The organism is Flavobacterium sp. WG21, from assembly GCF_000335775.1.
GTDB lineage: Bacteria > Bacteroidota > Bacteroidia > Flavobacteriales > Flavobacteriaceae > Flavobacterium > Flavobacterium tructae.
The window spans coordinates 136,685-161,245 of sequence record NZ_AMYW01000001.1 but is presented as its reverse complement, the minus strand read 5'-3'; the positions used below and the strand labels follow the sequence as shown (position 1 = coordinate 161,245).

Genomic DNA, 24,561 nt, shown 5'->3' with positions numbered 1-24,561 from the left:
TAGCTGGCGAGAATGCGTAAAGAAGAATGTTTTTATTTAGGTAAAATCGCTAAAAAATTTAGTTTCAAAGGTGAAGTTCTGGCTTATTTAGACACGGACGAACCTGAGTTATACGAAAATCTGGAATCAGTGTTTGTTGAATGCAACAAACACTTGGTTCCTTTTTTTATTGAAACAAGTTCTTTGCACAAAAACGACTTTCTAAGAATTCGTTTTGAAGATGTAAACACAGAAGAAGATGCAGATGCCCTTGTTGGCAATGCCATTTATCTTCCTTTAACAATGTTGCCAAAACTTTCCGGCAACAAATTTTATTTCCACGAAGTAATCGGTTTTGAAATCGAAGACCAGCGCTTAGGTGTTTTTGGAAAAATTGCTGCCGTAAACGATACGACGGCGCAACCTCTTTTTGAAGTTTTAAATGGCGAAGTCGAAATGTTAATTCCGATGATCGATCAATTCCTTGTAAAAATAGACCGTGAAAACAAAAAGGTTATCATGAATCTTCCTGAAGGTTTAGTGGAGATGTACCTTTAAGTTTAGAAATTCCAAATTTTTTTAAATTCCAAATTCCAACTTGACAGAAGGGAATTATCAGTATTTTTTTTGAAAGAAAAAACTCGCTTTTTAATTGTCTTTTATTACTTTTAAACCCTAACCATTGGAGTTTGAAATAAAAAAAGGAAAATCATATCATGGGTAAACCGTACGATCTAGAAGAGAGAACTTTTTTGTTTGCAAAAGAATGCAGAAATTATATTAGAAGTCTGCCAAAAACAATATCAAATATTGAAGACGGCAAACAACTCATAAGGTCATCTGGTTCTGTTGGCGCTAATTATATTGAAGCAAACAAAAAACTAGGAGACAAAGATTTATTATTCAGACTTAAAATCGCCAGAAAAGAAGCCAAAGAATCTAAATATTGGCTGAGATTACTACACGAATTAAATCCTGATCAGAGAATAGCTTCAGATTCTTTATTATTTGAAATAGACGAATTGCGAAAAATTTTATCGGCAATAATCACTAAAACATCAAAATAATTAATTCGGATTTTAATCTTATTTTTGCATCGTAAAATAAGCCCCCAACAAACAACTAAAATTAGAATTTGGATCTTCTCCTTTGAAATTCTCTTCTGTCAAGTTGGAATTTGGAATTTAAAAAAATTGGAATTTCCCTATATGTTTACATTCAAACAATTTTCAGTTCTACAAGACAAAACCGCTATGAAAGTTGGCACTGATGGTGTTTTACTGGGCGCTTGGGCACCTATAAATCATAATCCATTTAGCGTTTTAGACATTGGCGCCGGAACCGGGATTATTGCTTTAATGCTGGCACAAAGAACAAATGCAGAGCAAATTGACGCGCTTGAAATTGACGAAGATGCTTATGAAGAAGCCGTAGAAAATTTTGAAAACTCGCCTTGGGGAGACCGTCTATTTTGTTTTCATGCAGGTTTGGATGAATTTATAGAAGAACCGGAAGACGAATATGATCTGATTGTTTCGAATCCCCCCTTTTATGCTGAAGATTATAAAAGCGAAAACGAACAACGTGATTTAGCACGCTTTCAGGACGCAATGCCTTTTGAAGAATTAGTTGAAGCGGCTGATTTACTTTTATCTGAAAATGGAATACTTGCCATAATTCTTCCTTTTAAAGAAGAAGAAAAATTTATTGCCTTAGCCAAAGAATCCGAATTATACCCTGTCAAAATTACGCGGGTAAAAGGTACTCCAACAGCTGTTGTAAAGCGTAGCCTTTTGGCTTTTAGCCGTAACCAAACCGCACAACCTGGAGTTGATGAATTAACAATAGAAATTGACCGACACGTTTATACCTCTGAGTATATCGAGCTTACTAAAGATTTTTATTTAAAATTTTAAACATGCTCAAAAAGGCTTTTGAACTGATATAAAATTCTCTCGATTAAACGTAAATCTTCGGTCACAATCTCGGCACTTCCTTTCATTTCCTGCTGAAAAACGATTTGCTTTTTATAGGACGTTTCCAATCCGTTGGGAAGCGCTACATCCAATAATAAATTCCCATCTTTATCCGGAACTAAAGAAATATTTTGGATCTTTCCTCTTAACACTCCAAATTCTCTGTCGGGAAAATTCGCTAATCTGATGTTCACCATCTGACCTACTTTTATTTTCCCTGAATTCAATGCCGGTGCTTTTACCTTACCTACAAAACCATTTTTGGTATCCGGAATAATCGAGAAGACGTTATCCCCAGTATTGATCGTTTGATTCTCTGTCCAAACCTGCAAAAAAGTAACAACCCCACTCACCGATGATTTTAAAGCATAGGCCAGCTCCCAGTCTTTTATTACTTTTTTAAGCTGATAAAAAGACTGCGCCATATTTCTTCCTAAGGTAACTTCTTCTTTAGTCCCACTGATTTGTGAGTTCTGACTTAATTTAGTATTAGTAATCAAAGCCGACTTTAACTGAGAAATGGAAGACAAAAGGGTTTTATAATTTTTTTGCGCCTGGAGATATCCCAGTTTTTTAGCTTCCATTTCCTGTGCAGAAATGATTCCTTTATTGAATAAGGTTTCAAATCTAGCCATTTCATTTTTCTGAAGCTGCAATTCACTTTCATTAATCACTTTTTGCTGCTGCAAAATTTCCAATCGGTCTTTAATCTGAACTTTTTCAGAAACCTGTGCCCGGTTTTCTACTTCAAAAGGCTGCAAATTTTTATTTAGTTGTTCTGCCTGATAGTCTTTTTGAAAAACAGCAAAAGCACTTTCAATCTCTCCTAACTGAGCATTTCTCAACAGTTCGAAAGGAAAGGCTTTTCTGGGATCATTGATATTATATTCGTCAACGATTTTTTTCAACAAAAAAACATCTTTATAATTAGCGGTATTTTCAATAACAGCAAGTGTGCTGTTTTTTGAAACAATCGATTTGTCTTTTACTAAAATTGCCTCAATACGACCCGATGATTTCGAAACGATCTTCTCCGGGGGAATATTGGTTGTAATTACAATTTGAGTAGCAACAACGTCAGGATATTTGATAAACCAGGACACGAAAAAAAGCATCGTAATAATAACGAATATCAAAACGGTTCCCCAACGAATCATCCAATGTGGTACCTTAGTGAGAATGTCCTGAACTTCTTCACTTCTTAGTTCAAATGTAGTATCTTCTGCCATGTTTTAATTTCCTAATTGTAATTGATTCTTAACCAGTTCAAAATAATTTCCTTTTTGCTCTACCAAAACAGAATGACTGCCAATTTCGATAATTTTTCCTTTATCTAAAACCACAATTTGATCTGCATTCATCACAGTACTTAAGCGATGGGCAATAACCACAACCGTTTTATCTTTGAAGAAAATATCCAGTTTTTGCATTATTTCTTTTTCATTATTCGCGTCCAATGCCGATGTAGCTTCATCAAAAAACAAAACTTCCGGGTTTTTATATACTGCTCTTGCTATTAACAAACGTTGCTTTTGTCCGGTACTCATCCCAAGTCCTTCGGCGCCAATTTTTGTATTGTATCCTAACGGTAAACCTGAAATGTATTCTTTTATGTTAGCTACATCAGCAGCATAAACCAAACGTTCTTTATCTACTTTATCGACACCAATTGCAATATTGTTCGCAATGGTATCACTAAAAATAAACCCTTCCTGCATAACAGCTCCGATATTGGATCTCCATGCTTTTTGCGAAATATTTTTCAATTGCGCATTTCCGATGGTTATCTCCCCTTTTTCAGGTTCATAGAATTTTAATAGAAGCTTCATTAAAGTTGTTTTACCGCTTCCGCTGACTCCTACTATTGCTGTTACTTTATTGGCCGGGATTTTCAGTGTCAGATCTTCCAGAACAGGAATATCAGAACCTAAATAACGATAGGAAAGGTTATTAATATCAATATCTGAATCAAAAGGAACATCACTCGTCTGATAGACTTCTTGCTGCGTTTCGTCTTCTTTCTCATGAATTTCAGATAATCTGGCCAATGATATCTTCGCATCCTGAAGCTCCCTGACGAATTCTATAAGTTGCGTAATTGGCCCGTTTAAACTCCCTACTATCGAACTAATTGCCAGCATCATCCCCAGTGTAATAGAACCATCAATTACTAATTTTGCCGATAGGAATATAATAAAGATATTTTTTAATTCATTGATTACAGAAGAACCTATAGTTTGTGTTTGCTCTAAAACCAGCCCCTTTATTGAAACTCTAAAAAGCCTTGCCTGTATGTATTCCCATCCCCAGCGTTTTTGTTTTTCGGCGTTGTGAAGCTTTATTTCCTGCATTCCGTTGATAAGCTCCATCACTTTGTTTTGCTCACTGGAAACCTCTGCGAAACGCTTGTAATCGAGTACTTCTCTTCTTTTTAAGAACAAAGTAATCCATCCAAAATAAAGCAAACTGCCCGCAAAAAACACTAGAAAAATCTTCAGATTAAAGTAAGCTAAAACACCTCCCATCACAAACATATTGATCACAGAAAATAAGACATTCAATGATGATGTTGTCAAAATTCGTTCAATTCTGCGATGGTCATTAATACGCTGCATGATGTCACCAGTCATTCGTACATCGAAAAATGAAATGGGCAGATTCATTAGTTTAATAAAGAAATCCGAAATAAGAGAAATGTTGATTCGGGTAGAAAGATGTAACAAAATCCAGCTTCTGATAAGTTCCAAACCTGTCCTTCCGGCAAAAAGGAACAATTGAGCAAAAAGAATCAGGTAAATAAAATGAATGTTCTGGTTTTGAATCCCGACATCGACAATACTTTGGGTTAAAAACGGAAAAATAAGCTGCAATAAACTACTGGCCAGTAATCCTATACTTAATTGTATTAGAAACGACCTGTACCGAAGCACGTATTGTGCCAACAATCCAAATCCGAGTCCGTGATTGTCTTCTTTATCAAAATCAGATTGAAAGAATTTAGGAGTCGCTTCAATCAATAATGCTATTCCTTCCTGAGTAGATTCATCCGCATTGTTTCCGATCCAGAATTTAATAAAATCTTCTTTGTTGTATTCGATCAAACCAAAAGCAGGATCCGAAATATAGTAGGTATTTCTTTTAATTTTGTAAAGTACTACATAATGATTTTTGTTCCAATGTAAAACACAAGGAAGCGGTGCTTCTTCTAATCGTTCGAGATTTAATTTTACACCTAAAGTTCTAAAACCAATTTTCTCGGCCGCATCACTCAAAAAAAGCAAATTACTTCCTTCACGTGTTGTTTCACTGATGTCTCTCAACTCCTGAATGTTGATTGTTTTGCCGTAATGTTTCGCTATTATTTTTAAACACGTCGGCCCACAATCTTTATAATCGGCCTGTTTATAATTGGTGAATTTTTTCAATTTAATTTAGGGTTAATCATTTATGCACAAACAATCTTACCATTATCTGCCTTACAAAAATATAATATTTATCCGCCAAAAAATCGCAATTATTTGTTTTTCCTTCTGATTTATAGTTAAAAAACAACAATGATCCTAAAAAAAGGATTTTACAAGAATTTTTCAGATCACATTTAAGACTACTAACCACAATACTAAACCATCTAAAGACCTTATTTCTACTCTTTACCAACCTAACAATCAATCCATATAAATGATTTCATTAAGTTCATTACGAAGCGACGGATTAATCCAAAAAAAAACAGAGAAGAAACAAATCTTCTCTGTTAGAGTATTTAAAAACATATCTATTAGAAATACAATTTCTTTAGGACATGGCACTGGTTAACCCTAACCAATTAAAATCAACTCAGTGACCAATTTCCTAAGAATCCCTACACCAATCATCAATGTGGGGAAATTTGCTCAATGTTCCACGATCGAGCGCCTACAAATTAAAAAAAACATGACTAAATTCTAAAAAAGGCTATTTTGTACTTCTATTAAAACGCTAAAAAATTAATATCAAAAACGACCAAAGTCATTTTACCTTGTCTTATATACTTCAATTTCGAAACATTCTTTAAATGCGAAGATTTATTTAGCCTCCTTCTTATATTAAATGCTCCTCATTAGAGTAAGACTACAAACAATCCTCAAGCACTGCCGGTATTGTACCATTCGAACAAATCGAATCACACGTTACAAGAGTAGACGAACCTCTACCCGGACAAACGCAACATCTTTTAGGCGGATTAATTGGCTGTCCTCCTACCATGCTTTTTTGCTCGAACGCACTTAGCTCTTGAGCACCTTCTAAGTTTAAAATGATTTTTAACATAACTAAAGGCTTTTGTTTTTTGGACTCATACTTCAATCATTTTAAGACAGTTGAAGCTTCTGTCTGTTGTAACTATTTTCAGATATTATGCTGTTTTTTCTAAAACAACCTCTTCTTTCTCTTCGATATAATCATTTAAAAAGTATTTTAACTCTCCTAATTCATATTCTGCCGGAAAAATTTTATCATTTACAATCTTAACAGGTGTGTAATTAAAATCGTTTTTAGAACACCATTCATATTGCTTGTTTATTTCCTGTGTTATCATCATACTTACAGAATCAACAGTCCATTTTTTCAACCATTTCTTAAGACTCATATTTTTAATATGCCAGTCTGAAATAGCCTCAACTGTTTTTCCCGGTGTAGATCTGTTTATTGTTAAAAGTCTTTCAACTACCACTTTATATGGATTTTCGGCATTCTCAGGATTTACATTAAACAACACGTTCAAGTGTATCTTATCCGGAAATCTCAATACTAAATCAAACGCCTCCTGAAATGTTTTATGACAATGTCCACAACTAGGGCTGATGATTACTGATAACTTAACGGCCGCATTTCTATTTCCAAAATGCAATCCTCTTAGATCATCAAGTCCATTTATATGAGGCACTTTTTTAGACAAGAAGTTCAATAAAGAGTAATTTCTTTTAAACTTTTTCATCTCTTTAAGTGAGCTTTCAGTCCCTAATATATTTTTTATAATTGTTTTCAAAACTGCCCAAATAGGAACAAGAAGTGCCAACGAGAACAAGAATGGAAAAATTTCAGCAAAACTAAAACTCAACGTAAACAAATCTGACGCAAACCATATAGCACTTTGCACAAAAATCAAAGAAGACACCACTAAGCACATTACACACCATCTTTGAATTTCAAATTTTTGAATCCAAATAGAAGACACAATAACCGGTATCGCTAATAAGCTTAAAAAACCTATGAAAATCGAAGACTCCAGTGGTTTTACCAAAATTGCAATCAAGCTGGCCCCAAAAAACATTAGTGGTAAGTCCGGAAAGCTAATCCATTTGCTTTCATTACCTTCTTTATTATTGATTACAGAGCTACAGGAAGAGTTAGAACTAAAATTGCAAAATTTTGAAATGATACTATTCTTAAATCCCAGTTTTTCCTGAACAATGAAAACACTTACAATGAATCCTAAAATTGATGTGGTTAAAAAAACCAGGCTAAATAAATTGTATGTATTGTAAAAAAATGACAATCCAACTACCAACAAAAGCGGCAAACCATATTTCAACCAGCTGAATTCAACTTTTATTCTCTCTCTTGCTATAACATTGTTTGGTTCAATTGCAACTATAACCCCATTCCAGTCTAATAAAAACTTTTCATAAGCCATTTTTTGACTTCCTTTTTTCATCGTATTGATTCGAACAAAATTCTTTGCTTTTTCCACTAATATTAACTCCTCTTTGAAATAAGCCAAAAAATTTGAAGGCAAATCTACTATTTGCTCTTTCGGAACTCTTATCGCAGCATTCTCTACAGACAGTAAATCCAGAGAATCTGTTATCGCAAACAAACTAGGATAATTTGGATGAGAAAGGAACAAATCTTTAAACTCATTTTTAATCTCCGAGTACTTGTTTATTTGTAGAAATTTTTGGACAAGCTTTAACATCTTTTCGAGTCTTTAAAATCATAATTACACTGCAAAGATTGTTGTTTTTGTTGAGAAAAAAACGCTAGTAGTACACATTTTATTAATTATACTACATACAATTTATAAATTATATCAGTCTGAATAAAATTACAATTAATTGATTATCAGTATTTTAATATTGAAATGATTTGTCAAAAACCCCAAAAACTCCATTCTCGATTAAGCGTTTTCCTTTTTGCATAGTTTTGATATATCAATAATCCTAATACAAACAAACATGGCAAATCGAGCACAAAAATTCGAAGATTTTCAATCTGAAAAACTGTCAAAAAAAGAACAAAAAACGGTTCAGGGAGGAGACGAATCTAATATTCCAGGTGACCCAAGTAGAGGGAATGGAAAAGGGTCTAATTAATCATTTAAAAAAATCAAATCATGAAAAATAAAAAATTAAACTTCGAAAATTTCAAAAGCAATACACTTTCAAAAAAAGAACAAAAAACGGTTCGTGGAGGTGACGATCCTACTACTCCTATTGAGACAATTACTGGTGATCCAAGTAGAGGAAATGGAAAAGGATCTAATTAATCATTTAAAAAAAATCAAATCATGAAAAATAAAAAATTAAACTTCGAAAATTTCAAAAGCAATACACTTTCAAAAAAAGAACAAAAAACGGTTCGTGGAGGTGACGATTCTAATACTCCCATCGATACAATTACCGGTGATCCAAGTAGAGGAAATGGAAAGGGATCTAATTAATCATTAAAGATCTACTAAAAATGGAAAATAAAAAATTAAATTTCGAAGATTTTACAAGCAATACACTTTCAAAAAAAGAACAAAAAACGGTTCGTGGAGGTGACAACGATAGTAATAGAGGAAATGGCAACGGATCTACACAACTAATAAACCTACAACAATGAAAACTAAAAAAATAAAATTCGAAGATTTTGGAAACGAAAAATTATCAAGAAAAGAGCAACAAACAATTTTCGGAGGTGACGGTGACCCTTCCAGAGGGAATGGTAAAGGAAGCACTGACGAAATTCCTTAATAAAAACACAAGAAACTTTTTAAATATTATTCGCAAACTGAGCTGGAGACACTCCAGTTCTTTTGCGAAATGATTTAGCAAAAGACACTGCATTTTTGAAACCTACACTTTCTGCTATCGCCTGAGTTGAATATTTACGATACATATGGTTCGTGATCATTTCATTAATAACATAATTAATTTTCAACTCATTCGAATATTCACCAAAAGACTTACCGAATCGCTTGTTTACCACATAAGACAAATAGGTTGTATTTGTTTTTATCTTCTTAGCCACATAAGGCAAGGTAAAATCAGCATGCAAAAATTCCTGTTTACTTTCTAAAGCCAGCAATTTTTCTACTATTTTATTCTCTTTTGCCTCATCAATACTTAAATTGACATTCTCTTTCTTAAGTTGTAACTCCTCAGACTCCAGAACAGCAATCTCTGGTTCAGGGTCGTTTTTCTTCTCTAAATTAGCTTTAAACTCTTCTATTAAAGCATTCATTTTTTTATGTGCTTTATTTTTATCCCGTATGTTTTTTATCAGCAAGAACACGATACCAATAAATATAACAACATAAAATACTTTCAGCGCTTTATTCAGAAAAACGTCGTATTTATACTTCTCCTGAATGGTAACCATCTCACTGGTCAAATCTCCTACTCCAAGTTTATAATTTACTTCCAGAATCTCATCATTTAATTTTGATTCTGATTTTTCATAATTATCAAGATAAATTTTTGAATGTTTATAAGCCAGTTCTGGTTCTTTTAGTATGTTATAAATCTTTGCCTGATAATAATTTGACTTCAGATGATCTACCTGATTGGTTTTAGTTAGCTCGCCAATCGAATCTGATTTTTTAAAAAACACTAATGCCTTATCATACTTCTTGGTATTATAATACAAGTCTCCTAAATTATAATTAGTAGTACATAAGATTTCCTGCATATTATTTTGATTGGCCAGAAAGATGATGTCGTAATACGTTTTTTCGGCATTTTTATATTCTTTCAGCTCACCATAAATATTCCCTAAACTTAATTTCGCTACAATCTTATTGTCCGGAAAATTTTGAGAATAGCTAATGGTTTTTTGGTAAAAATACTCCGCAGAGTCAAGCAAAACCTTCTTTTTAGGATCTTTCATATAAAAGCTTTCATATGATCCTGCCAGACTAAGATTGATGTTACTCTTATTATTAAGATACTGCTGCTTGGTATAAACGCTCTGGTTTTTATCCACAAAATCATTGAGACTCCGCAAATCCTTAATCGCTAATCGATAATTACCTACAGCAACATTTATAGCCGCGATATTACTCTTAAACTTAACAATTTGAATAATATCCCCAATCTTTATAGAGAGTTTTATTCCTTGTTGGTAATTTTCGATCGCATCACTGTAATTCTCTCTTTTCCATTCTGATAATCCGGCATAATTATACAAATAAGACCGAAGTTGAGTTTTTTCTTTATCATCCGGCATTTTATCTAAGTAATTTAAGGCTAACTGGTATTTTTCCTTAGATTTTACTGCATTTCCTTTTAACTGAATCAAATAAGACAATGCAGCATTTGCAAAAGCCAGATGTTTATTGTTATTAGATCTTGCCAGCTGATTAGCATATACGATCGAACTGTCAACATTAGCATTTGCCGTTAGTCGAATTTTGTCTTGTAATATTAAGTACTCTTGTTCCGTAAAATCCTTTTTCTCCTGAGAAACAGCGACATTTACAACAAAAAAGAGTATAAAAGAGATGATCAGCCTCATTCAATTCGTTTTTTGAATCTCAAAAATAGCTTATAAATTCACAATAAACTAAAATTAATTCGTGTTTATACTATTTTCCTTCTTTGCTATTTATAAAAATATAACAATTTAACCGTATTTTGTTATATTTTTATTGCGTAGATTTGTATTATAAAACTATCAAAAATGAAACCAGACCTATTTCAAGCACCAGATTACTATAACTTAGATGACTTATTGACAGACGAACACAAACTAGTTCGAGAATCGGCGCGAGCCTGGGTCAAGAGAGAAGTTTCCCCAATTATAGAAGAATATGCTCAAAAAGCAGCATTCCCTACACAAATTATAAAAGGACTCGGCGAAATCGGTGGTTTCGGACCGTATATTCCGGTAGAATACGGAGGTGCAGGTCTGGATCAGATTTCTTACGGTTTAATCATGCAGGAGATAGAACGCGGAGATTCCGGTGTTCGATCGACTTCATCCGTTCAGTCTTCCCTGGTAATGTATCCGATCTGGAAATATGGAAACGAAGAACAGCGAATGAAATATTTGCCAAAACTGGCTACAGGAGAATTCATGGGATGCTTCGGTTTGACTGAACCTGATCACGGTTCTGACCCCGGAAGCATGATCACTAATTTTAAAGATATGGGAGATCATTATCTTTTAAATGGTGCCAAAATGTGGATTTCTAACGCTCCTTTTGCCGATATCGCAATTGTTTGGGCAAAAAATGAGGAAGGAAGAATTCACGGTTTGATCGTTGAACGCGGAATGGAAGGCTTTACAACTCCTGAGACACATAATAAATGGTCTTTGCGTGCCTCTTCAACCGGAGAATTAATCTTCGATAATGTAAAGGTTCCTAAAGAAAACTTATTACCTAACAAATCCGGTCTTGGCGCACCTCTTGGATGCTTAGATTCAGCACGATACGGAATTGCCTGGGGAGCTATTGGAGCTGCAATGGATTGCTACGATACTGCTTTACGTTATTCTAAAGAAAGAATTCAATTTGGGAAACCTATCGGAGGAACACAATTGCAACAGAAAAAATTAGCCGAAATGATTACCGAAATCACAAAAGCACAGTTATTAACCTGGCGCCTGGGTGTTTTACGCAACGAAGGAAGAGCTACAACCACGCAAATCTCAATGGCAAAACGCAACAATGTCGATATGGCCATACATATTGCACGTGAAGCCAGACAAATGCTGGGCGGAATGGGTATTACAGGCGAATATTCGATCATGCGTCACATGATGAATCTCGAAAGTGTTATTACTTATGAAGGAACTCACGACATTCATTTACTAATAACGGGTATGGATGTAACTGGAATTCCAGCATTTAAATAATGAATATTTATTAAAATATATACAAAACCAATACAAAAAGCTTCTTCTTAACGGGAAGCTTTTTATATTTGCATAAAAAATTCGAAAATGAATATTGAAACTATAAACAATAGCATTCAACCCCAAAAAGATCAACTTCTACAACACTCATTATACAATAAAATCCAAAATATCGATGACTTACATCGTTTTTTAGAAACTCATGTTTTCGCTGTTTGGGATTTTATGTCCTTATTAAAAGCATTACAATCTAAGCTTACCTGTACTTCTACTCCTTGGTTCGCGACAAAAAATCCTGAAACAAGATACTTAATCAATGAAATCGTTTTGGCAGAAGAAACCGATTTAAGTATTGATGGAAAAAGACAAAGTCACTATGAAATGTATATTGAAGCTATGGAAGATTGTGGTGCCGATACAAGCGGAATCAACAACTTTTTAGCCGAAGTAAACTCCTTGCATAATATTTTTGTTGCCATAAAACAAAGTTCCTTGCATCCTGATACAAAAGCTTTCCTGGACTTTACTTTTAGAGTAATTGAAGAAGGAAAGCCTCATCAAATTGCTGCAGCATTTACTTTCGGAAGAGAAGATTTGATTCCGAGTATGTTTACCGCAATCCTGAAAAACTTCCAGAAGAACCTTCCTGAAACGGATCTAAGTAAACTTTTATACTATTTTGAAAGACATATCGAATTGGATGCCGATGAACACGGACCAATGGCGATGCAAATGATCTCTGATTTGTGTGAAGATGATGCTCAGAAATGGAAAGAAGTGGAAGAAATTTCGATTTTGGCATTAGAAAAACGTATCGGACTTTGGAATGCTATTGAAGAAGAAATTCTGATGAAGACTGAAATGGTCTAAAAACCGAAACAAGTTATTTAACGTAACTATTTGTTTAAAATGAACCGAAAATTAATTTGTCAAAATTATGAAACTGCATTTCAAACAAATAGTTATTGTTATCCTCTCTATATTCCTGCTAAGCTGTAGTTCTGACGAAAACACTTCGGAAATATCTACTTTTCCAACTACACCTCTTTTGGGCTCGATAAAGTATTTGGCTTTAGGAGACAGCTATACCATCGGACAAAGCGTATGCGAAACGTGCGGGTTTCCTGAACAGTTAAAATCGAGTTTAACCGCAATTTATCCGCAAGCCAGCTTTTCTTTAAAGATTATTGCGACCACCGGATGGACTACCACTAATTTAATTTCGGCAATAAACACCCAAAATCCGGATCCTAACTATGATTTAGTCACACTTCTTATCGGGGTAAACAATCAGTATCAGGGAAAAAGCTTTTCGATCTATGAGACAGAACTTCCGGAACTCGTAAACAAAGCAATTGTTTTAGCAAAAGGGAATAAAAAAAGGGTAATTGTTATCTCTATTCCGGATTATGCTTATACTCCTTTTGGCAAAATACAAATGGAGGGAGAAGGCGAAAGAATTTCAAGCGAAATCAATCAATACAATTCCTTTGCCGAAAGCTACTGCAAACTCAATAATATTGTTTTTGTTTCGATAACCGACATTTCCCGTAAAGGTCTTGATAATCCTGATTTGGTGGCCGCAGATGGCTTACATCCTTCTGCCAAAGCTTATACTTTATTTACAGAACGTATTTTACCTGTGGTGAGAGTAGCTTTACAGAACTAATATTTAAAATCTTAATTGGAAAAATATCCTTAATTTTATCAAAAGTTATTCTTCATAAATCAAAAATGATCTCATACAATTGACTGCAGTCCATAATCTTTTAAATAATGCAGATTTCACCATCAGTAGAATTAGCTCCTTACATTAAACATTATCTTTTTTTAGATACCAAAGAAGTATCCGAACAAAAGCTTCGTCTGTTTTCGGATGGTAATACCGGTATTGTGTTTTCTTTAAAAGGCAATCTTACTTCTGATCTAAACCATCAAGAAATTCAGAGCTTCTTACCGGATTCTTTTTTGTATGGACAACTTACGGGATTTAAAGACATTTATTCCAACCAGGAAATTACTCTTATAATTGTTGTTTTTCAGCCTAACGGGATTCATCAATTGTTGGGCATTCCGGCTTATGAATTTCTCGACTCTATTGTTTCTATTGATACTATTTTTAACAGAGAGGGTTTAATTCTTCAGGAGCAGCTATGCGAAAATTACACGATCTCAGAGAAAGTTGAACTTCTCAATCATTTTTTCGGCACTTATATTTCCAACAAAACAGCTTCTTACCAATTAATTATTGAAAGTTCGCTTCGTTTTATTACCGCACATAAAGGGAGTTTTAATGTAAACCAACTGGCTAAATTTACAGGTTATACGGAACGTCATCTGGAAAGAAAGTTCAAAGAGTGCATCGGATTAAATCCGAAGAAATTTGGAAATATTATCAAACTGCATTATTTCTTAAAACTACTAAAAGAGAAGTCTGTCGATATAAATCTCACAAACATTAGCTACAATGCCGGTTTTTCGGATCAGTCTCATCTGATAAAGGAATTCAAAAAACATACCGGAATCACGCCAAAAGAATACTTAAACAATACCGGGAAATTAACCAATAACCTCATCAAGACTGTTCCGCCTATTCTGCTTTAGAATGTCGGTTTTGTACAATTTTTAAAATAGTACCGATGCTACCTTTGTCTCAAATCAATAGTAAGCATTATGAAAAATTTAAAAATAGCCACGGCTCAGTTCGAGAACAAAAGTGGCGATAAAAGTTATAACTTATCCGTAATTGAAAAACTTTCACAACAGGCAGCAAGTCAGGGCTGCGATGTTATCTCCTTTCACGAGTGTTCTGTAACAGGCTATACTTTTGCCCGACATCTGTCAAAAGAGCAAATGCTAGATTTGGCAGAATTAATTCCGAGTGGAGAAAGTATTCTGAAATTAACTGAAATTGCGCGAAACCATAATATCGTGATTCTGGCTGGGCTTTTTGAGAAAGACGAAGACGATAACTTATTTAAAGCTTATGTGTGCGTAGACGAAAATGGTTTGGTTGCCAAATACCGAAAACTGCATCCGTTTATCAATCCACACCTTACTCCGGGCGACCAATACTGCATCTTTGAGATTAAAGGATGGAAGTGTGGTATTCTAATTTGTTACGACAACAATATTATTGAGAATGTTCGAGCTACCACTCTTTTAGGTGCCCAGATTATTTTTATGCCTCACGTTACGATGTGTACTCCTTCTACCCGACCGGGTGCCGGATTTGTTGCCCCACAGCTGTGGGAAAACCGTGAGGCTGATCCTACTTCTCTCCGACTGGAATTTGAAGGAATGAAGGGCAGAGACTGGCTTATGAAATGGCTTCCTGCAAGAGCCTATGACAATGCTATTTATGCCGTATTCTCGAACCCAATTGGAATGGACGATGATCAACTGAAAAATGGCTGTTCGATGATTATTGATCCTTTTGGGGATATTCTTTCTGAATGCAACTCTTTTGAAGACTCTTTTGTAACTGCACTATTAACTCCTGAAAAATGCATTCAGGCTGGCGGAAACCGTTACATAAAAGCAAGAAGACCAGAATTATATCGCGATATTATTGGTCAGGAGCATCAATCCGAACAAAATGTGGTATGGCTGAATACTTCTGAAAAAAGTTAAAACTGATGTTTCATGGGACTTTACGCTTCTTAAAGATTTACCTTTGAGGAATTCATTAATCTACAGTATACCGCCCAATAATGGAATTTTTTAAAACTACAAATGAAGATATCGATGCCGTTTTTGATCTTTATAATGAAGCTACCTCTTATCAAAAAACGGTCAATAATAAAAGCTGGAGAGGCTTTGAGAGAACACTTATAGAAACAGAAATTGCCGAAAATCGCCATTTCATCATCAAAGAAGGAAATGAAGTGGCCTGTACATTTGTGCTTACTTTTAACGATTTGATTATCTGGAAAGAAGCCAGCGCCGATCCTGCCATCTACCTTCATCGTATTGCTACGAACCCAAAATTCAGAGGACAGTCGTATGTTAAAAAAATCATCGAATGGGCAAAAATATATGCTCACGAGAATAACAAATCATACATCAGGCTTGATACGCATAGCGGTAACGAAAGGATAAATAAGTACTACACCAGTTGTGGTTTTAATTACAAAGGAATCAGCACCATCGAATGGACAAGTGAATTACCGGAACATTATAAAGAAGGTTCTTTTAGTTTGTTTGAGATTAAGCTTTGAATAATTGTAACTATTTTAATTTAAAAAAATGTTGTGAGAATCTCACAACATTTTTTTAAATTAATCATTTTGCTCAGAAAACCTACTGTTCTATTAATTTGAATCCCTTTTAGTTGGTTTGTAATTATCCATAGCTATCATATATAATTCCTTATCAACAGTTCTCATCGTTGATAATTTTGCCCGGTCTAAATACAATGCTCTTAAATCGCTTTCAAAGTTATCATATGCTTCATTTATACAACCATAAATAATATATCTAAATGAATCAAACGAATACAAATAATTTTCATTAGGATAATATCCTCCCATATCTTTAGATCTATTACTTTGTTCTTCTAAAAATGCTGGTATGTTATTATTTGGTGTCTCAAAATGAGAAAACATTATTCTCAAATCATCAATACTTTCAATATTGAAATCAAGTCTGTATAAAGTCTGAAATAATCGATATCTTATATGTACAAAACACCTTTTCATATATGGATCCCAAATTAACTGTTCTTGTATTCTACTTTCAAGTACAATTTTCCACTCATTGAATCTATCATTACGCAATTTATCCTCGTTTGCATCCGTAGCAGCTTTTAAACGCTTTAATCCCAAATATGCTGCTGTTACAGTTACAGTAGCCAAAAATAAACCCTTATAACTTCCTAATTCATGAATATAAATCTCAACACCTTTTGGAGATATATCAACCCCATGATCCCAAAGCTTCAGATGTATAAGTCCAAAACCAATTGAAGAAAAAACCAATAAAGAAACTACAATTAATAATAAGACCCCCGACAAGAATTTAACCATACTTAAACTATTTAAAAACTCAACTCGTATATTCATTTCAATAAATCAACCAGAATCTCTTAATTAATTAAATAAAAAAAACCTGTAAATTAACATTTACAGGTTTTGCAGAAAGGAAGGGATTCGAACCCTCGATACAGTTACCCATATACTAGCTTTCCAGGCTAGCTCCTTCAACCACTCGGACACCTTTCTAAATTGGTCTGCAAATAACATAAAAAAAAATGACTTAGAAAAACAAAATCGGATATTAGTTTACATACTTTTTCGAAATTCTTCCATAAACAGTTTTACGGCCTTTTTTTGATAGCCTCCAAGAGTCAGCATAAACGATTCTCTTTTTGTGGGAACTCCCGTAATCTGAATCGCTTTCAGGTCGTCCCAGCCTTTTAGGGCTTTCTCGGCCACTATGGTGGCCCAGTCACTGTCCTGAACCATTTGCAGCAAGGCGTGAATGGAGTTTAGTTCGATGGAAATCTTGGGTCTCATTTTGTTTTTGGCAAATAGTTCTTCAACAAATTCCCTTGAATTCGACCCTTTTCCCGGTAAAACAAGCGGAATTTCCTCTATTTTCTTGAAAGCAATTTTGTCTAATGTTGCCAAATAATGTGTTTTCGAAACCACCAATACCATTTGTGACGTAAACAAAGGAACTTTCTCAACGGGAATATTTATTTCATGTGACGAAATCACCAAAACCAGGTCCAATTCGTTGGTTAATAATTTTTGTTCTAAAGCTTCTGTCGTGCCGTATTCGACGACAATTTTCAGGTTAGGGTACTGTTTTGCAAACGTATTGATAACGGGCAGAATTAAAAGTCCGAAGATATAGGTTACGCCAATTCGCAGTTCACCGCCAATCATTTCGTTTAAATCTTCAATAGCCTGTTTTCCGTTTTCTACATTTTCGATAACTTTTTTGGCGTGAATCAGGAAAACAGCACCGGCTTCGGTAAGCTGTACTTTTTTACCGATCCTTTTAAACAAAGGCATTTCGAGTTCTTCTTCGAGTTTTTTTATTTGCTGTGATAAACCCGATTGTGTTACAAAACACAACTCGGCCGCTTTGGTAAAATGAAGTACCTCAGCGGTTTTTATAAAATATTCTAGTTGATAAATTTCCATACTGATAAGTTTTAATACTTATTATAAGTAAAATTATTAATTTTTCTAATGAAATCATAATTCCGAACTTTGTAAAAAAATATCAGGCATTATGTTTAAAGCGTTAAAATCAAAAAACTTCAAGTTGTTCTTTTACGGACAATCTGTTTCTGTAATTGGAACCTGGCTTCAGAAAACAGCTGTAAGCTGGATGATTTACAGCGTTACTGGTTCGGTTTTCTTACTGGGATTAGCGACATTTTTAAGCATGATCCCGTCCTTATTTCTGGCTCCCCTGGCCGGAAGTATTATTGGCCGTTACGACAGACACCGCGCTATGATTCTATTACAATCTTTGGCTATGCTTCAGGCAGGTGCTTTGGCACTGTTAATTTATCTGAAAATATACAACATCAACTTTATTCTGGCCTTGAGTTTAATTCAGGGAATCATCAATTCTTTTGACATGACTTGCCGACAAACGATGATGATAGATATTGTTGACAATAAAGAGGACTTACCCAATGCAGTGGCCTTAAACTCTACGCTGAATAATTTTGCCCGAATTGCCGGACCTGCCTTAGCCGGAATTATTCTGCACAATTATGGTGAGGACATTTGTTTTATTGGAAACTTCTTAAGCTACATTCCTGTTCTGATTTCTTTATTGATGATGAAAATCACACCGCATATTAAAGCCACCGAAAAAATGAAAATGGTTGACGACTTTCTTGAAGGTCTGGATTATATTAAAAAAGAAAGTGAAATGGCTAAAATGCTTCTGATGTTAATGTGCAGCAGCTTGTTTGTGATTTCGTTCAACACTTTAATGCCTGTTTTTGCCAAGGATATTTTTAGCGGAAATGCACAGACTTTCAGCTGGTTTGAAAGTGCTGCCGGAATTGGTTCGATACTGTCTGCTATTTATCTGGCTAATCTTAAAAAAGCAGACAATATGGGCAAAATAATGATCGTTGCGAGCTTATTATTAGGTTTTAGCATTATCGTATTGGCCTATTCCAATAGTCTGACTGTGGCACTTATTTGCATGGCTCTGAGCGGTCTGGGAATGATGGCACAAACCTCGTCTATAAACATTTACGTTCAGACACAAAGTCCTGTACACCTGCGTTCGAGAAGTATTAGTTACTATCTGATGGCATATCAGGGAATGATTCCTGTGGGAAGTTTGATTATCGGATATGTTTCACACATTATCGGAACCCGAGAAACTGTGGCTATTCAGGGTATTATTTGCATTCTTTCTGTAATAGTTTATGTGTATTACAAAAAACAAAGCCCTGAAGAAGAGTTTGGAACTTGTGAGGTTCGTTACAAAAATTGATAAGCTCCAAATTTAGAAATTCCAAATTCCAAAATGAAGATATAATCAGCAAACGATTGGAATTTGGAATTTTATCTTATAGCGAAATCTCCCCGCGTAAAGCTGTTTCGAAAATTGCCTTAAATTCAGTTTGAGGAATATTTTGTCCCAGCAGGTACATTAATTTTGTTATGGCTGCCTCGGTAGTGATGTCCTTTCCGGAGATAACGCCAAGCGATTTTAAAGCGGTACTGGTTTCATATTGTCCCATATTGACGCTTCCACCTGAACATTGGGTCACGTTAACAATGTGTAATCCGGACTGAATTGCTTTCTCAATCAAATCCAAAAACCAGTCTTCTGTTGGTGCATTACCCGAACCGTAGGTTTCCAAAACGATTCCCTTTAGATCTTTAATCGCTAAAATTGAAGCTAAAACCACTTCACTCATTCCAGGGAACATTTTGATGATTGCAACATGATTGTCCATTTCTTTATGAACGATTAGTTTCGCGTCTGTCTTTACAGGAAGAAATAAATGTGTGTTCAACTTTAAATGAACTCCTGACTCTACTAATTCCGGATAGTTTGGTGCTGTAAATGCTCTGAAATGTTCTGCATTTACTTTTGAAGTTCGGTTACCGCGGTACAGTTTATATTCAAAATACAAACAAACCTCAGTGATTACCGGTTTTCCGTTTTCCTGAAGTGAAGCAATCTGAATGGCTGTAATCAGGTTTTCTTTAGCATCGGTACGCAAATCTCCTATCGGAAGCTGGGAACCTGTAAATACTACCGGTTTTGCCAAATTCTCCAACATAAAACTCAATGCCGAAGCAGAATACGACATGGTATCCGATCCGTGCAACACCACAAACCCATCGTAAGCAATATAATTTTCTTCGATAATAGTGGCAATTTTCGTCCACTCTTGAGGATTCATATTCGAGGAGTCAATCGGCTCTTCAAATGAAACTGTTTCAATATCGCAGTCTAATTGTTTGATTTCAGGTATCTTTTGTAATAATTTACCAAAGTTGAACGCTTTGAGCGCGCCCGTCTCAAAATCTTTACTCATACCGATAGTTCCACCGGTATAGATTAGTAGTATTTTTGGTTTAGATGACATCCTGATATTTTAATTTATTAACAACCGGGTTAGCGTACATGGCCAGAAATCCTTGTCTTGTTACTGGGTTATCACTTCCGATACGCATTTCTAAACGACGCTCGAACAACGATTTTTCGCTTTCTTTGTACAAGTGCGCAAACTTATTGGTCTCGTTTAAAATATCGTAAGCAATAAAATTAGTTGGCCATAATTGATAATTTTTCAAAACCGAATCGTCAATAACCTGAGCCAAAGCCTGTACTTGTTTGTTGACATTGTCATTTTCAGCTACAATCTGATCGATTTCTGTATCTAAAACATCTCCAACAGAAATGTGTATTCTTTTTTTAGTTCCCATGATACCACTCAGGATATTCATGAAATCTTCGTTTTTGTCTTTAACATAAACCTCATTATTGGCTTCTGCCATTAACTGTGGCATCTTCAGAACATCTGTTGGATCGTATTCGTATGAAATGGACACGGGAACAATTTTTAATTTCTTAAAATAATCCATTAGATTAGGCTCATCAGATCCCATTCCGATCATTTTTAAAACTCCCGGATTGGTTTCATCGTTTCCATCTTTGGTACGGCCTTCTCTCTGTGCAATCCAAACCGAACGATTCTCACGAAGTAATAATTGCCCAATATATTCTGATAATAATTTAGAACTCTGCAACATTTCTCTTGGCGATAAACCTCTTAGAACCAAAAAGTTTCGGTTTAATTTTGCCAAAGTACTCAGGAATGCTTTTTTTACCAGATTGTCTCCAATGGCAGATGCCGTCATGACTAATCCGTGCTCAAAAAGACAAACGTTTAATAAAGTAGTATCTAATAAAATATCTCTGTGATTAGAGATAAACAAGTAAGAGGTGTTTTTTTCCAGTTTCTCAAATCCTGAAGTAGTAAGACCTTCAGAACTTTTCTCTAAAACTTTTTGTATGGTGTTATAAATAAAGTTGCATTGAAAATCACGAATAGAATGTGTCTTTTTTAGCTGCTCTTTCCAAACCTCATCTGCTACTTCCGGAAAAGTAAAGTTCATCATGGTTTTCATCATCGGATGATTGACTACATCATGAAGTGCTTCATTTATTTCAGAATCATAAAACGGTCGAATGGCATCAAATCTCTGCATTATTTATATTGGTATTAAGTGGGCAAAAGAACAAAAAAAAAATTAAACTATTGTAAGGTACGGGTTAAATCCCAAAAACGTCTTTAGAATTCTGAGTGGTTCGTTCTGCGATTTCTTCCTCTGAAACGTTGTATATATCCGCTAATTTGGCGATAACATTTACCAGATAACTGCTTTCATTTCGCTTTCCGCGATACGGAATTGGCGCTAAATAAGGAGAATCGGTTTCCAGAACGATATGTTTCAAATCGATCTGATTTAGAAACTGATCGATTTTTCCGTTCTTGAAAGTTACCACTCCACCAATTCCCAGCTTCATATTGTAAGACAGCGCCTGAAGTGCCTGCTCGTATGTACCTGAAAAGCAATGAAAAATTCCAAATAAATCGGCTGATTTTTCCTCTTCCAGTACTTCAAAGATTTCATCGAAAGCCTCACGACAATGAATTACAATAGGCAATTTGTATTGTTTTGCCAGTTGAATTTGCCTTTTAAAAGCAATTTGCTGCTCTTTTAGATGCGTTTTATCCCAATACAAATCGATTCCAATTTCACCTACAGCGTAGAACTTTCGTTTGGCCAGCTCCGTTTCTACATGCTTTAACTCTTCTTCGTAATTGTCTTTCACATAGGTAGGATGCAACCCCATCATCAAGTATACATAATCCGGATAATTTTGCTCCAGATCGTACATCGACTGTGTGGCAGCGGCATCAATCGCAGGAATAAAAAAACGGGTTACTCCGGCATTTATAGCTCTCTGCATCATCTCGTCGCGGTCCTGATCAAATTCTTCAGAATATAAATGTGTATGTGTATCGGTAATTATGGGCTTCAAATTCAATTGTTATAATTTTTAATGGCCCAAAATTACGATAATATTAAAAACTTTCCCAATTTGAATGAAATGAGGAAAAATGTCACGCGGATTTTTACGGATTCACTTCGTGAAAACGCGGATAAAAACGGATTTTTTCTAAAAGTAAACCCGACAGGTTTTAAAAACCTATCGGGTTTGAATCAGTACGAAATAATTTGTTATTTCCCTGTTTTAACAAACAGTAAAGCGCGATCCAGAACTTCGTCTTTACCTTGTTGAGCCCCTAAAATGGTTGGGATTACTTTAATATCCGGGATAATCCCAATACGCTGTGTTTCTTTTTTATTTGGGTAAAAAGCACCCATTGAAGTAAATGAAGAATCAAATCCGTTGATAATGTTAAATTCATAATTTGGTCCATCGGAGCCCGATGTCTGAGTACCTACAACGGTAACATTTGGTGCTGTCTGAAGGCTCATTACGGTTTGTTCCCCAAAACTATGAGTTCCTGAGCCTACCAGAGCAATTACTTTACCTTTATAATAATCTGGATTGATTTTACCACATTCTTCCATATCGTCCATAAAATAATAACGACCAGGATAACTTAAGTCCTGTCGAAGCAATCTCAAAATTGGTTTTGGCTCCGGATTTAGATATTCGCTGAATAAAAAATCAGTATAGGCTGGTCTGCTTCTGACATCAAAAATAATAGCTTGTGTCCCTTTTAATTCTTCCATCATCTTTGCAACTTCCTCTTTTGGTACTTTACTCATTCTTACATAGCCAATATTATCTGCCAGAATTTCCCATTTTGCAGTTTTTTTGAATGGTGATCTTTTAATTTTTTCGTTTGAGTAACGATGTATTTTCTTTGTTGATGTCACATTATCTCTAATGAATTCAATTTCTAAATCATCTGTATCTCCTGTAAACATTATAAAACCTCCCAAGTAAGTCGCTACAGCTTTATTAGATCCCTGCATATATTTTGAAAGCTGTGCTAATTGCTGAGCAACTGTGCTCCCATCAACTTTCGTTATAATATCGCCAATTCTTAAGTCATCTATTTTGGCTAAAGAATCATTAGCTAAAGCAACAATTACAGCTTTATCGTTTATAAATTTAGCTGTAAAAGCAATATACTTCTCTCCACCCAAATACTTAACCATATCCGGACTTGTAGTCCCGGCATGTGTATCGTTAAGCTTTATCGATATTTCACGCATTGCCAATAAAAATTCCTTTTCGGAAGCCGGAGTTTCAATATGAGGAAGAATTTCAGTAAGCGCTTCGTCCCAATTCTGATCCATTACATATTTATACGGAAAAAAGTATTCTGTGTAATTCCAAAAACGAAATAGTGCCAAAAGGCGTAAATTTTTATCTGTCCATTTAAAATCAGCATAGACTGGTTCATTAACAAACTGCAAACGAACATTTTTACCCTCTTGATTTACAAAATGATTTACACCCTGAAATCTATTCTCTGTAATAAATTTCAATTTTTGAGAAAGACTTTTAGAAAACAATTTGTCTTTCTGCGTCCATTCTAAATTCAAATTTTTATTAAAATAGTCTTTTTTTGGATCCAGTGCCACTGGTCTATTGGCAGGTACTTCTCCTAGACTTTCAATCCATTTTTCTATTGTAGCAGAAAATTCTTCTTTCGTCTGTGCTTTTTCAATTTTAGGTAAAACCTCAAAGAGTTTTTCATCCCAGTTTATTTTCCCACTAGCAACTGCAGGATGATAATATTTTAAGAATCCCCAAACTTTGCAGGTAGCAGCAAGCTTTTCGGTTTCTGTGATTTTGGCATAGCCAAAGATCGTTTGAGTGCATACAATAAGAAAAACTAAAGTAATTTTGTTCATGTAAATAATCCGGTTAGGTTGAAATTGTTTTTTGGTAAATTTTTCTAAAAAAAATCAGCCGAATGTAGAACTAAAAATCCGGATTCGTTTACGGCTTTACGTAA

26 protein-coding genes and 1 tRNA gene are annotated in these 24,561 nt (G+C 34.8%); 15 read left to right on the top strand and 12 right to left on the bottom strand.

Annotated elements, in window-relative coordinates; genetic code table 11:
- The first annotated feature begins 12 nt into the window (after positions 1-12).
- The 3 genes from rimM to C245_RS0100700 all read left to right on the top strand — a co-directional run bounded on the left by rimM (position 13) and on the right by C245_RS0100700 (position 1,895).
- Positions 13-537 carry a ribosome maturation factor RimM gene (rimM, locus tag C245_RS0100710; RefSeq protein ID WP_017494668.1) on the top strand — a complete coding sequence of 175 codons (525 nt, stop codon included), beginning with the start codon at positions 13-15 and terminating at the stop codon, positions 535-537.
- Positions 538-695: 158 nt separating this feature from the next.
- Entirely contained in the window at positions 696-1,046 is a 351-nt protein-coding gene (locus tag C245_RS0100705; protein WP_017494667.1) for a four helix bundle protein, read from the top strand.
- Between the two features lie 141 nt (positions 1,047-1,187).
- Positions 1,188-1,895 carry a tRNA1(Val) (adenine(37)-N6)-methyltransferase gene (locus C245_RS0100700; protein WP_017494666.1) on the top strand — a complete coding sequence of 236 codons (708 nt, stop codon included), beginning with the start codon at positions 1,188-1,190 and terminating at the stop codon, positions 1,893-1,895.
- Here the strand turns inward: C245_RS0100700 and C245_RS0100695 are convergent.
- The 4 genes from C245_RS0100695 to C245_RS0100685 all read right to left on the bottom strand — a co-directional run bounded on the left by C245_RS0100695 (position 1,892) and on the right by C245_RS0100685 (position 7,908).
- Positions 1,892-3,184 carry an HlyD family secretion protein gene (locus C245_RS0100695; RefSeq protein ID WP_017494665.1) on the bottom strand — a complete coding sequence of 431 codons (1,293 nt, stop codon included), beginning with the start codon at positions 3,182-3,184 and terminating at the stop codon, positions 1,892-1,894. The two genes, C245_RS0100700 and C245_RS0100695, sit on opposite strands and share 4 nt — an antisense overlap.
- Positions 3,185-3,187: 3 nt before the next feature.
- A complete protein-coding gene (locus C245_RS0100690; RefSeq protein ID WP_017494664.1) occupies positions 3,188-5,380 on the bottom strand; it encodes a peptidase domain-containing ABC transporter in 2,193 nt (730 codons plus the stop codon).
- A 682-nt stretch (positions 5,381-6,062) separates the two neighbouring features.
- Positions 6,063-6,260: a hypothetical protein gene (locus C245_RS24140; RefSeq protein WP_070906069.1), complete on the bottom strand. Its 198-nt coding sequence runs from the start codon at positions 6,258-6,260 to the stop codon at positions 6,063-6,065.
- A gap of 85 nt (positions 6,261-6,345) precedes the next feature.
- Positions 6,346-7,908, bottom strand: a complete 1,563-nt coding sequence (locus tag C245_RS0100685) for a vitamin K epoxide reductase family protein (protein ID WP_017494663.1) — start codon at positions 7,906-7,908, stop codon at positions 6,346-6,348.
- 259 nt (positions 7,909-8,167) lie between these two features.
- Between C245_RS0100685 and C245_RS24090 the strand changes: the two genes are divergently transcribed.
- From C245_RS24090 to C245_RS24080, 5 genes are read left to right on the top strand one after another with little or no spacing between them, the layout of a single operon-like run.
- Positions 8,168-8,305 carry a hypothetical protein gene (locus C245_RS24090; RefSeq protein WP_017494662.1) on the top strand — a complete coding sequence of 46 codons (138 nt, stop codon included), beginning with the start codon at positions 8,168-8,170 and terminating at the stop codon, positions 8,303-8,305.
- 20 nt (positions 8,306-8,325) lie between these two features.
- Positions 8,326-8,478, top strand: a complete 153-nt coding sequence (locus C245_RS23855) for a TIGR04149 family rSAM-modified RiPP (RefSeq protein WP_017494661.1) — start codon at positions 8,326-8,328, stop codon at positions 8,476-8,478.
- A 21-nt stretch (positions 8,479-8,499) separates the two neighbouring features.
- Positions 8,500-8,652, top strand: a complete 153-nt coding sequence (locus C245_RS23850; RefSeq protein WP_017494660.1) for a TIGR04149 family rSAM-modified RiPP — start codon at positions 8,500-8,502, stop codon at positions 8,650-8,652.
- Positions 8,653-8,672: 20 nt separating this feature from the next.
- Entirely contained in the window at positions 8,673-8,816 is a 144-nt protein-coding gene (locus tag C245_RS24085; RefSeq protein WP_017494659.1) for a TIGR04149 family rSAM-modified RiPP, read from the top strand.
- Positions 8,813-8,947, top strand: coding sequence for a hypothetical protein (locus C245_RS24080; RefSeq protein ID WP_017494658.1), 135 nt, complete (start codon positions 8,813-8,815; stop codon positions 8,945-8,947). The genes C245_RS24085 and C245_RS24080 overlap by 4 nt, the downstream gene beginning before the upstream one ends.
- Before the next feature lie 19 nt (positions 8,948-8,966).
- Here the strand turns inward: C245_RS24080 and C245_RS24760 are convergent, their stop codons facing one another.
- The gene (locus C245_RS24760) at positions 8,967-9,224 is read right to left on the bottom strand and encodes a helix-turn-helix domain-containing protein (protein ID WP_369769999.1); all 258 of its coding nucleotides are present in this window, start codon (positions 9,222-9,224) and stop codon (positions 8,967-8,969) included.
- Between the two features lie 1,650 nt (positions 9,225-10,874).
- Between C245_RS24760 and C245_RS0100650 the strand changes: the two genes are divergently transcribed.
- The 6 genes from C245_RS0100650 (at position 10,875) to C245_RS0100625 (ending at position 16,273) form a co-directional block, all read left to right on the top strand.
- Entirely contained in the window at positions 10,875-12,053 is a 1,179-nt protein-coding gene (locus C245_RS0100650) for an acyl-CoA dehydrogenase family protein (RefSeq protein ID WP_017494656.1), read from the top strand.
- Between the two features lie 87 nt (positions 12,054-12,140).
- Positions 12,141-12,923, top strand: a complete 783-nt coding sequence (locus C245_RS0100645; protein ID WP_017494655.1) for a DUF3050 domain-containing protein — start codon at positions 12,141-12,143, stop codon at positions 12,921-12,923.
- Positions 12,924-12,990: 67 nt separating this feature from the next.
- Positions 12,991-13,722 carry an SGNH/GDSL hydrolase family protein gene (locus C245_RS0100640; protein ID WP_017494654.1) on the top strand — a complete coding sequence of 244 codons (732 nt, stop codon included), beginning with the start codon at positions 12,991-12,993 and terminating at the stop codon, positions 13,720-13,722.
- A gap of 107 nt (positions 13,723-13,829) precedes the next feature.
- Complete coding sequence (locus C245_RS0100635; RefSeq protein ID WP_017494653.1) at positions 13,830-14,657, top strand: helix-turn-helix domain-containing protein; 828 nt, start codon at positions 13,830-13,832, stop codon at positions 14,655-14,657.
- Positions 14,658-14,726: 69 nt separating this feature from the next.
- Positions 14,727-15,686, top strand: a complete 960-nt coding sequence (locus C245_RS0100630; RefSeq protein ID WP_017494652.1) for a nitrilase family protein — start codon at positions 14,727-14,729, stop codon at positions 15,684-15,686.
- An 80-nt stretch (positions 15,687-15,766) separates the two neighbouring features.
- Positions 15,767-16,273: a GNAT family N-acetyltransferase gene (locus C245_RS0100625; protein WP_017494651.1), complete on the top strand. Its 507-nt coding sequence runs from the start codon at positions 15,767-15,769 to the stop codon at positions 16,271-16,273.
- 93 nt (positions 16,274-16,366) lie between these two features.
- On the opposite strand, the gene C245_RS0100620 is transcribed toward C245_RS0100625, so the two are convergent.
- The 3 genes from C245_RS0100620 to C245_RS0100610 form a co-directional block, all read right to left on the bottom strand.
- The gene (locus tag C245_RS0100620) at positions 16,367-17,080 is read right to left on the bottom strand and encodes a hypothetical protein (RefSeq protein ID WP_017494650.1); all 714 of its coding nucleotides are present in this window, start codon (positions 17,078-17,080) and stop codon (positions 16,367-16,369) included.
- A gap of 108 nt (positions 17,081-17,188) precedes the next feature.
- Positions 17,189-17,275: transfer RNA gene (locus tag C245_RS0100615), tRNA-Ser, on the bottom strand.
- Positions 17,276-17,335: 60 nt separating this feature from the next.
- Positions 17,336-18,205, bottom strand: a complete 870-nt coding sequence (locus tag C245_RS0100610; protein ID WP_017494649.1) for a LysR substrate-binding domain-containing protein — start codon at positions 18,203-18,205, stop codon at positions 17,336-17,338.
- Between the two features lie 91 nt (positions 18,206-18,296).
- On the opposite strand from C245_RS0100610, the gene C245_RS0100605 reads away from it, so the two are divergent.
- Positions 18,297-19,529: an MFS transporter gene (locus tag C245_RS0100605; RefSeq protein WP_017494648.1), complete on the top strand. Its 1,233-nt coding sequence runs from the start codon at positions 18,297-18,299 to the stop codon at positions 19,527-19,529.
- Between the two features lie 76 nt (positions 19,530-19,605).
- On the opposite strand, the gene C245_RS0100600 is transcribed toward C245_RS0100605, so the two are convergent.
- The 4 genes from C245_RS0100600 to C245_RS0100585 all read right to left on the bottom strand — a co-directional run bounded on the left by C245_RS0100600 (position 19,606) and on the right by C245_RS0100585 (position 24,457).
- A complete protein-coding gene (locus C245_RS0100600) occupies positions 19,606-20,637 on the bottom strand; it encodes an asparaginase (RefSeq protein ID WP_017494647.1) in 1,032 nt (343 codons plus the stop codon).
- On the bottom strand, positions 20,627-21,763 hold the full coding sequence (locus tag C245_RS0100595; RefSeq protein WP_017494646.1) for a 1-acyl-sn-glycerol-3-phosphate acyltransferase: 1,137 nt from the start codon (positions 21,761-21,763) through the stop codon (positions 20,627-20,629). Before C245_RS0100595 ends, C245_RS0100600 begins: the two co-directional genes overlap by 11 nt.
- 64 nt (positions 21,764-21,827) lie before the next feature.
- Entirely contained in the window at positions 21,828-22,607 is a 780-nt protein-coding gene (locus tag C245_RS0100590; protein WP_026109780.1) for a TatD family hydrolase, read from the bottom strand.
- A gap of 194 nt (positions 22,608-22,801) precedes the next feature.
- Positions 22,802-24,457, bottom strand: coding sequence for a S41 family peptidase (locus C245_RS0100585; protein WP_017494644.1), 1,656 nt, complete (start codon positions 24,455-24,457; stop codon positions 22,802-22,804).
- Between the last annotated feature and the right edge of the window lie 104 nt (positions 24,458-24,561).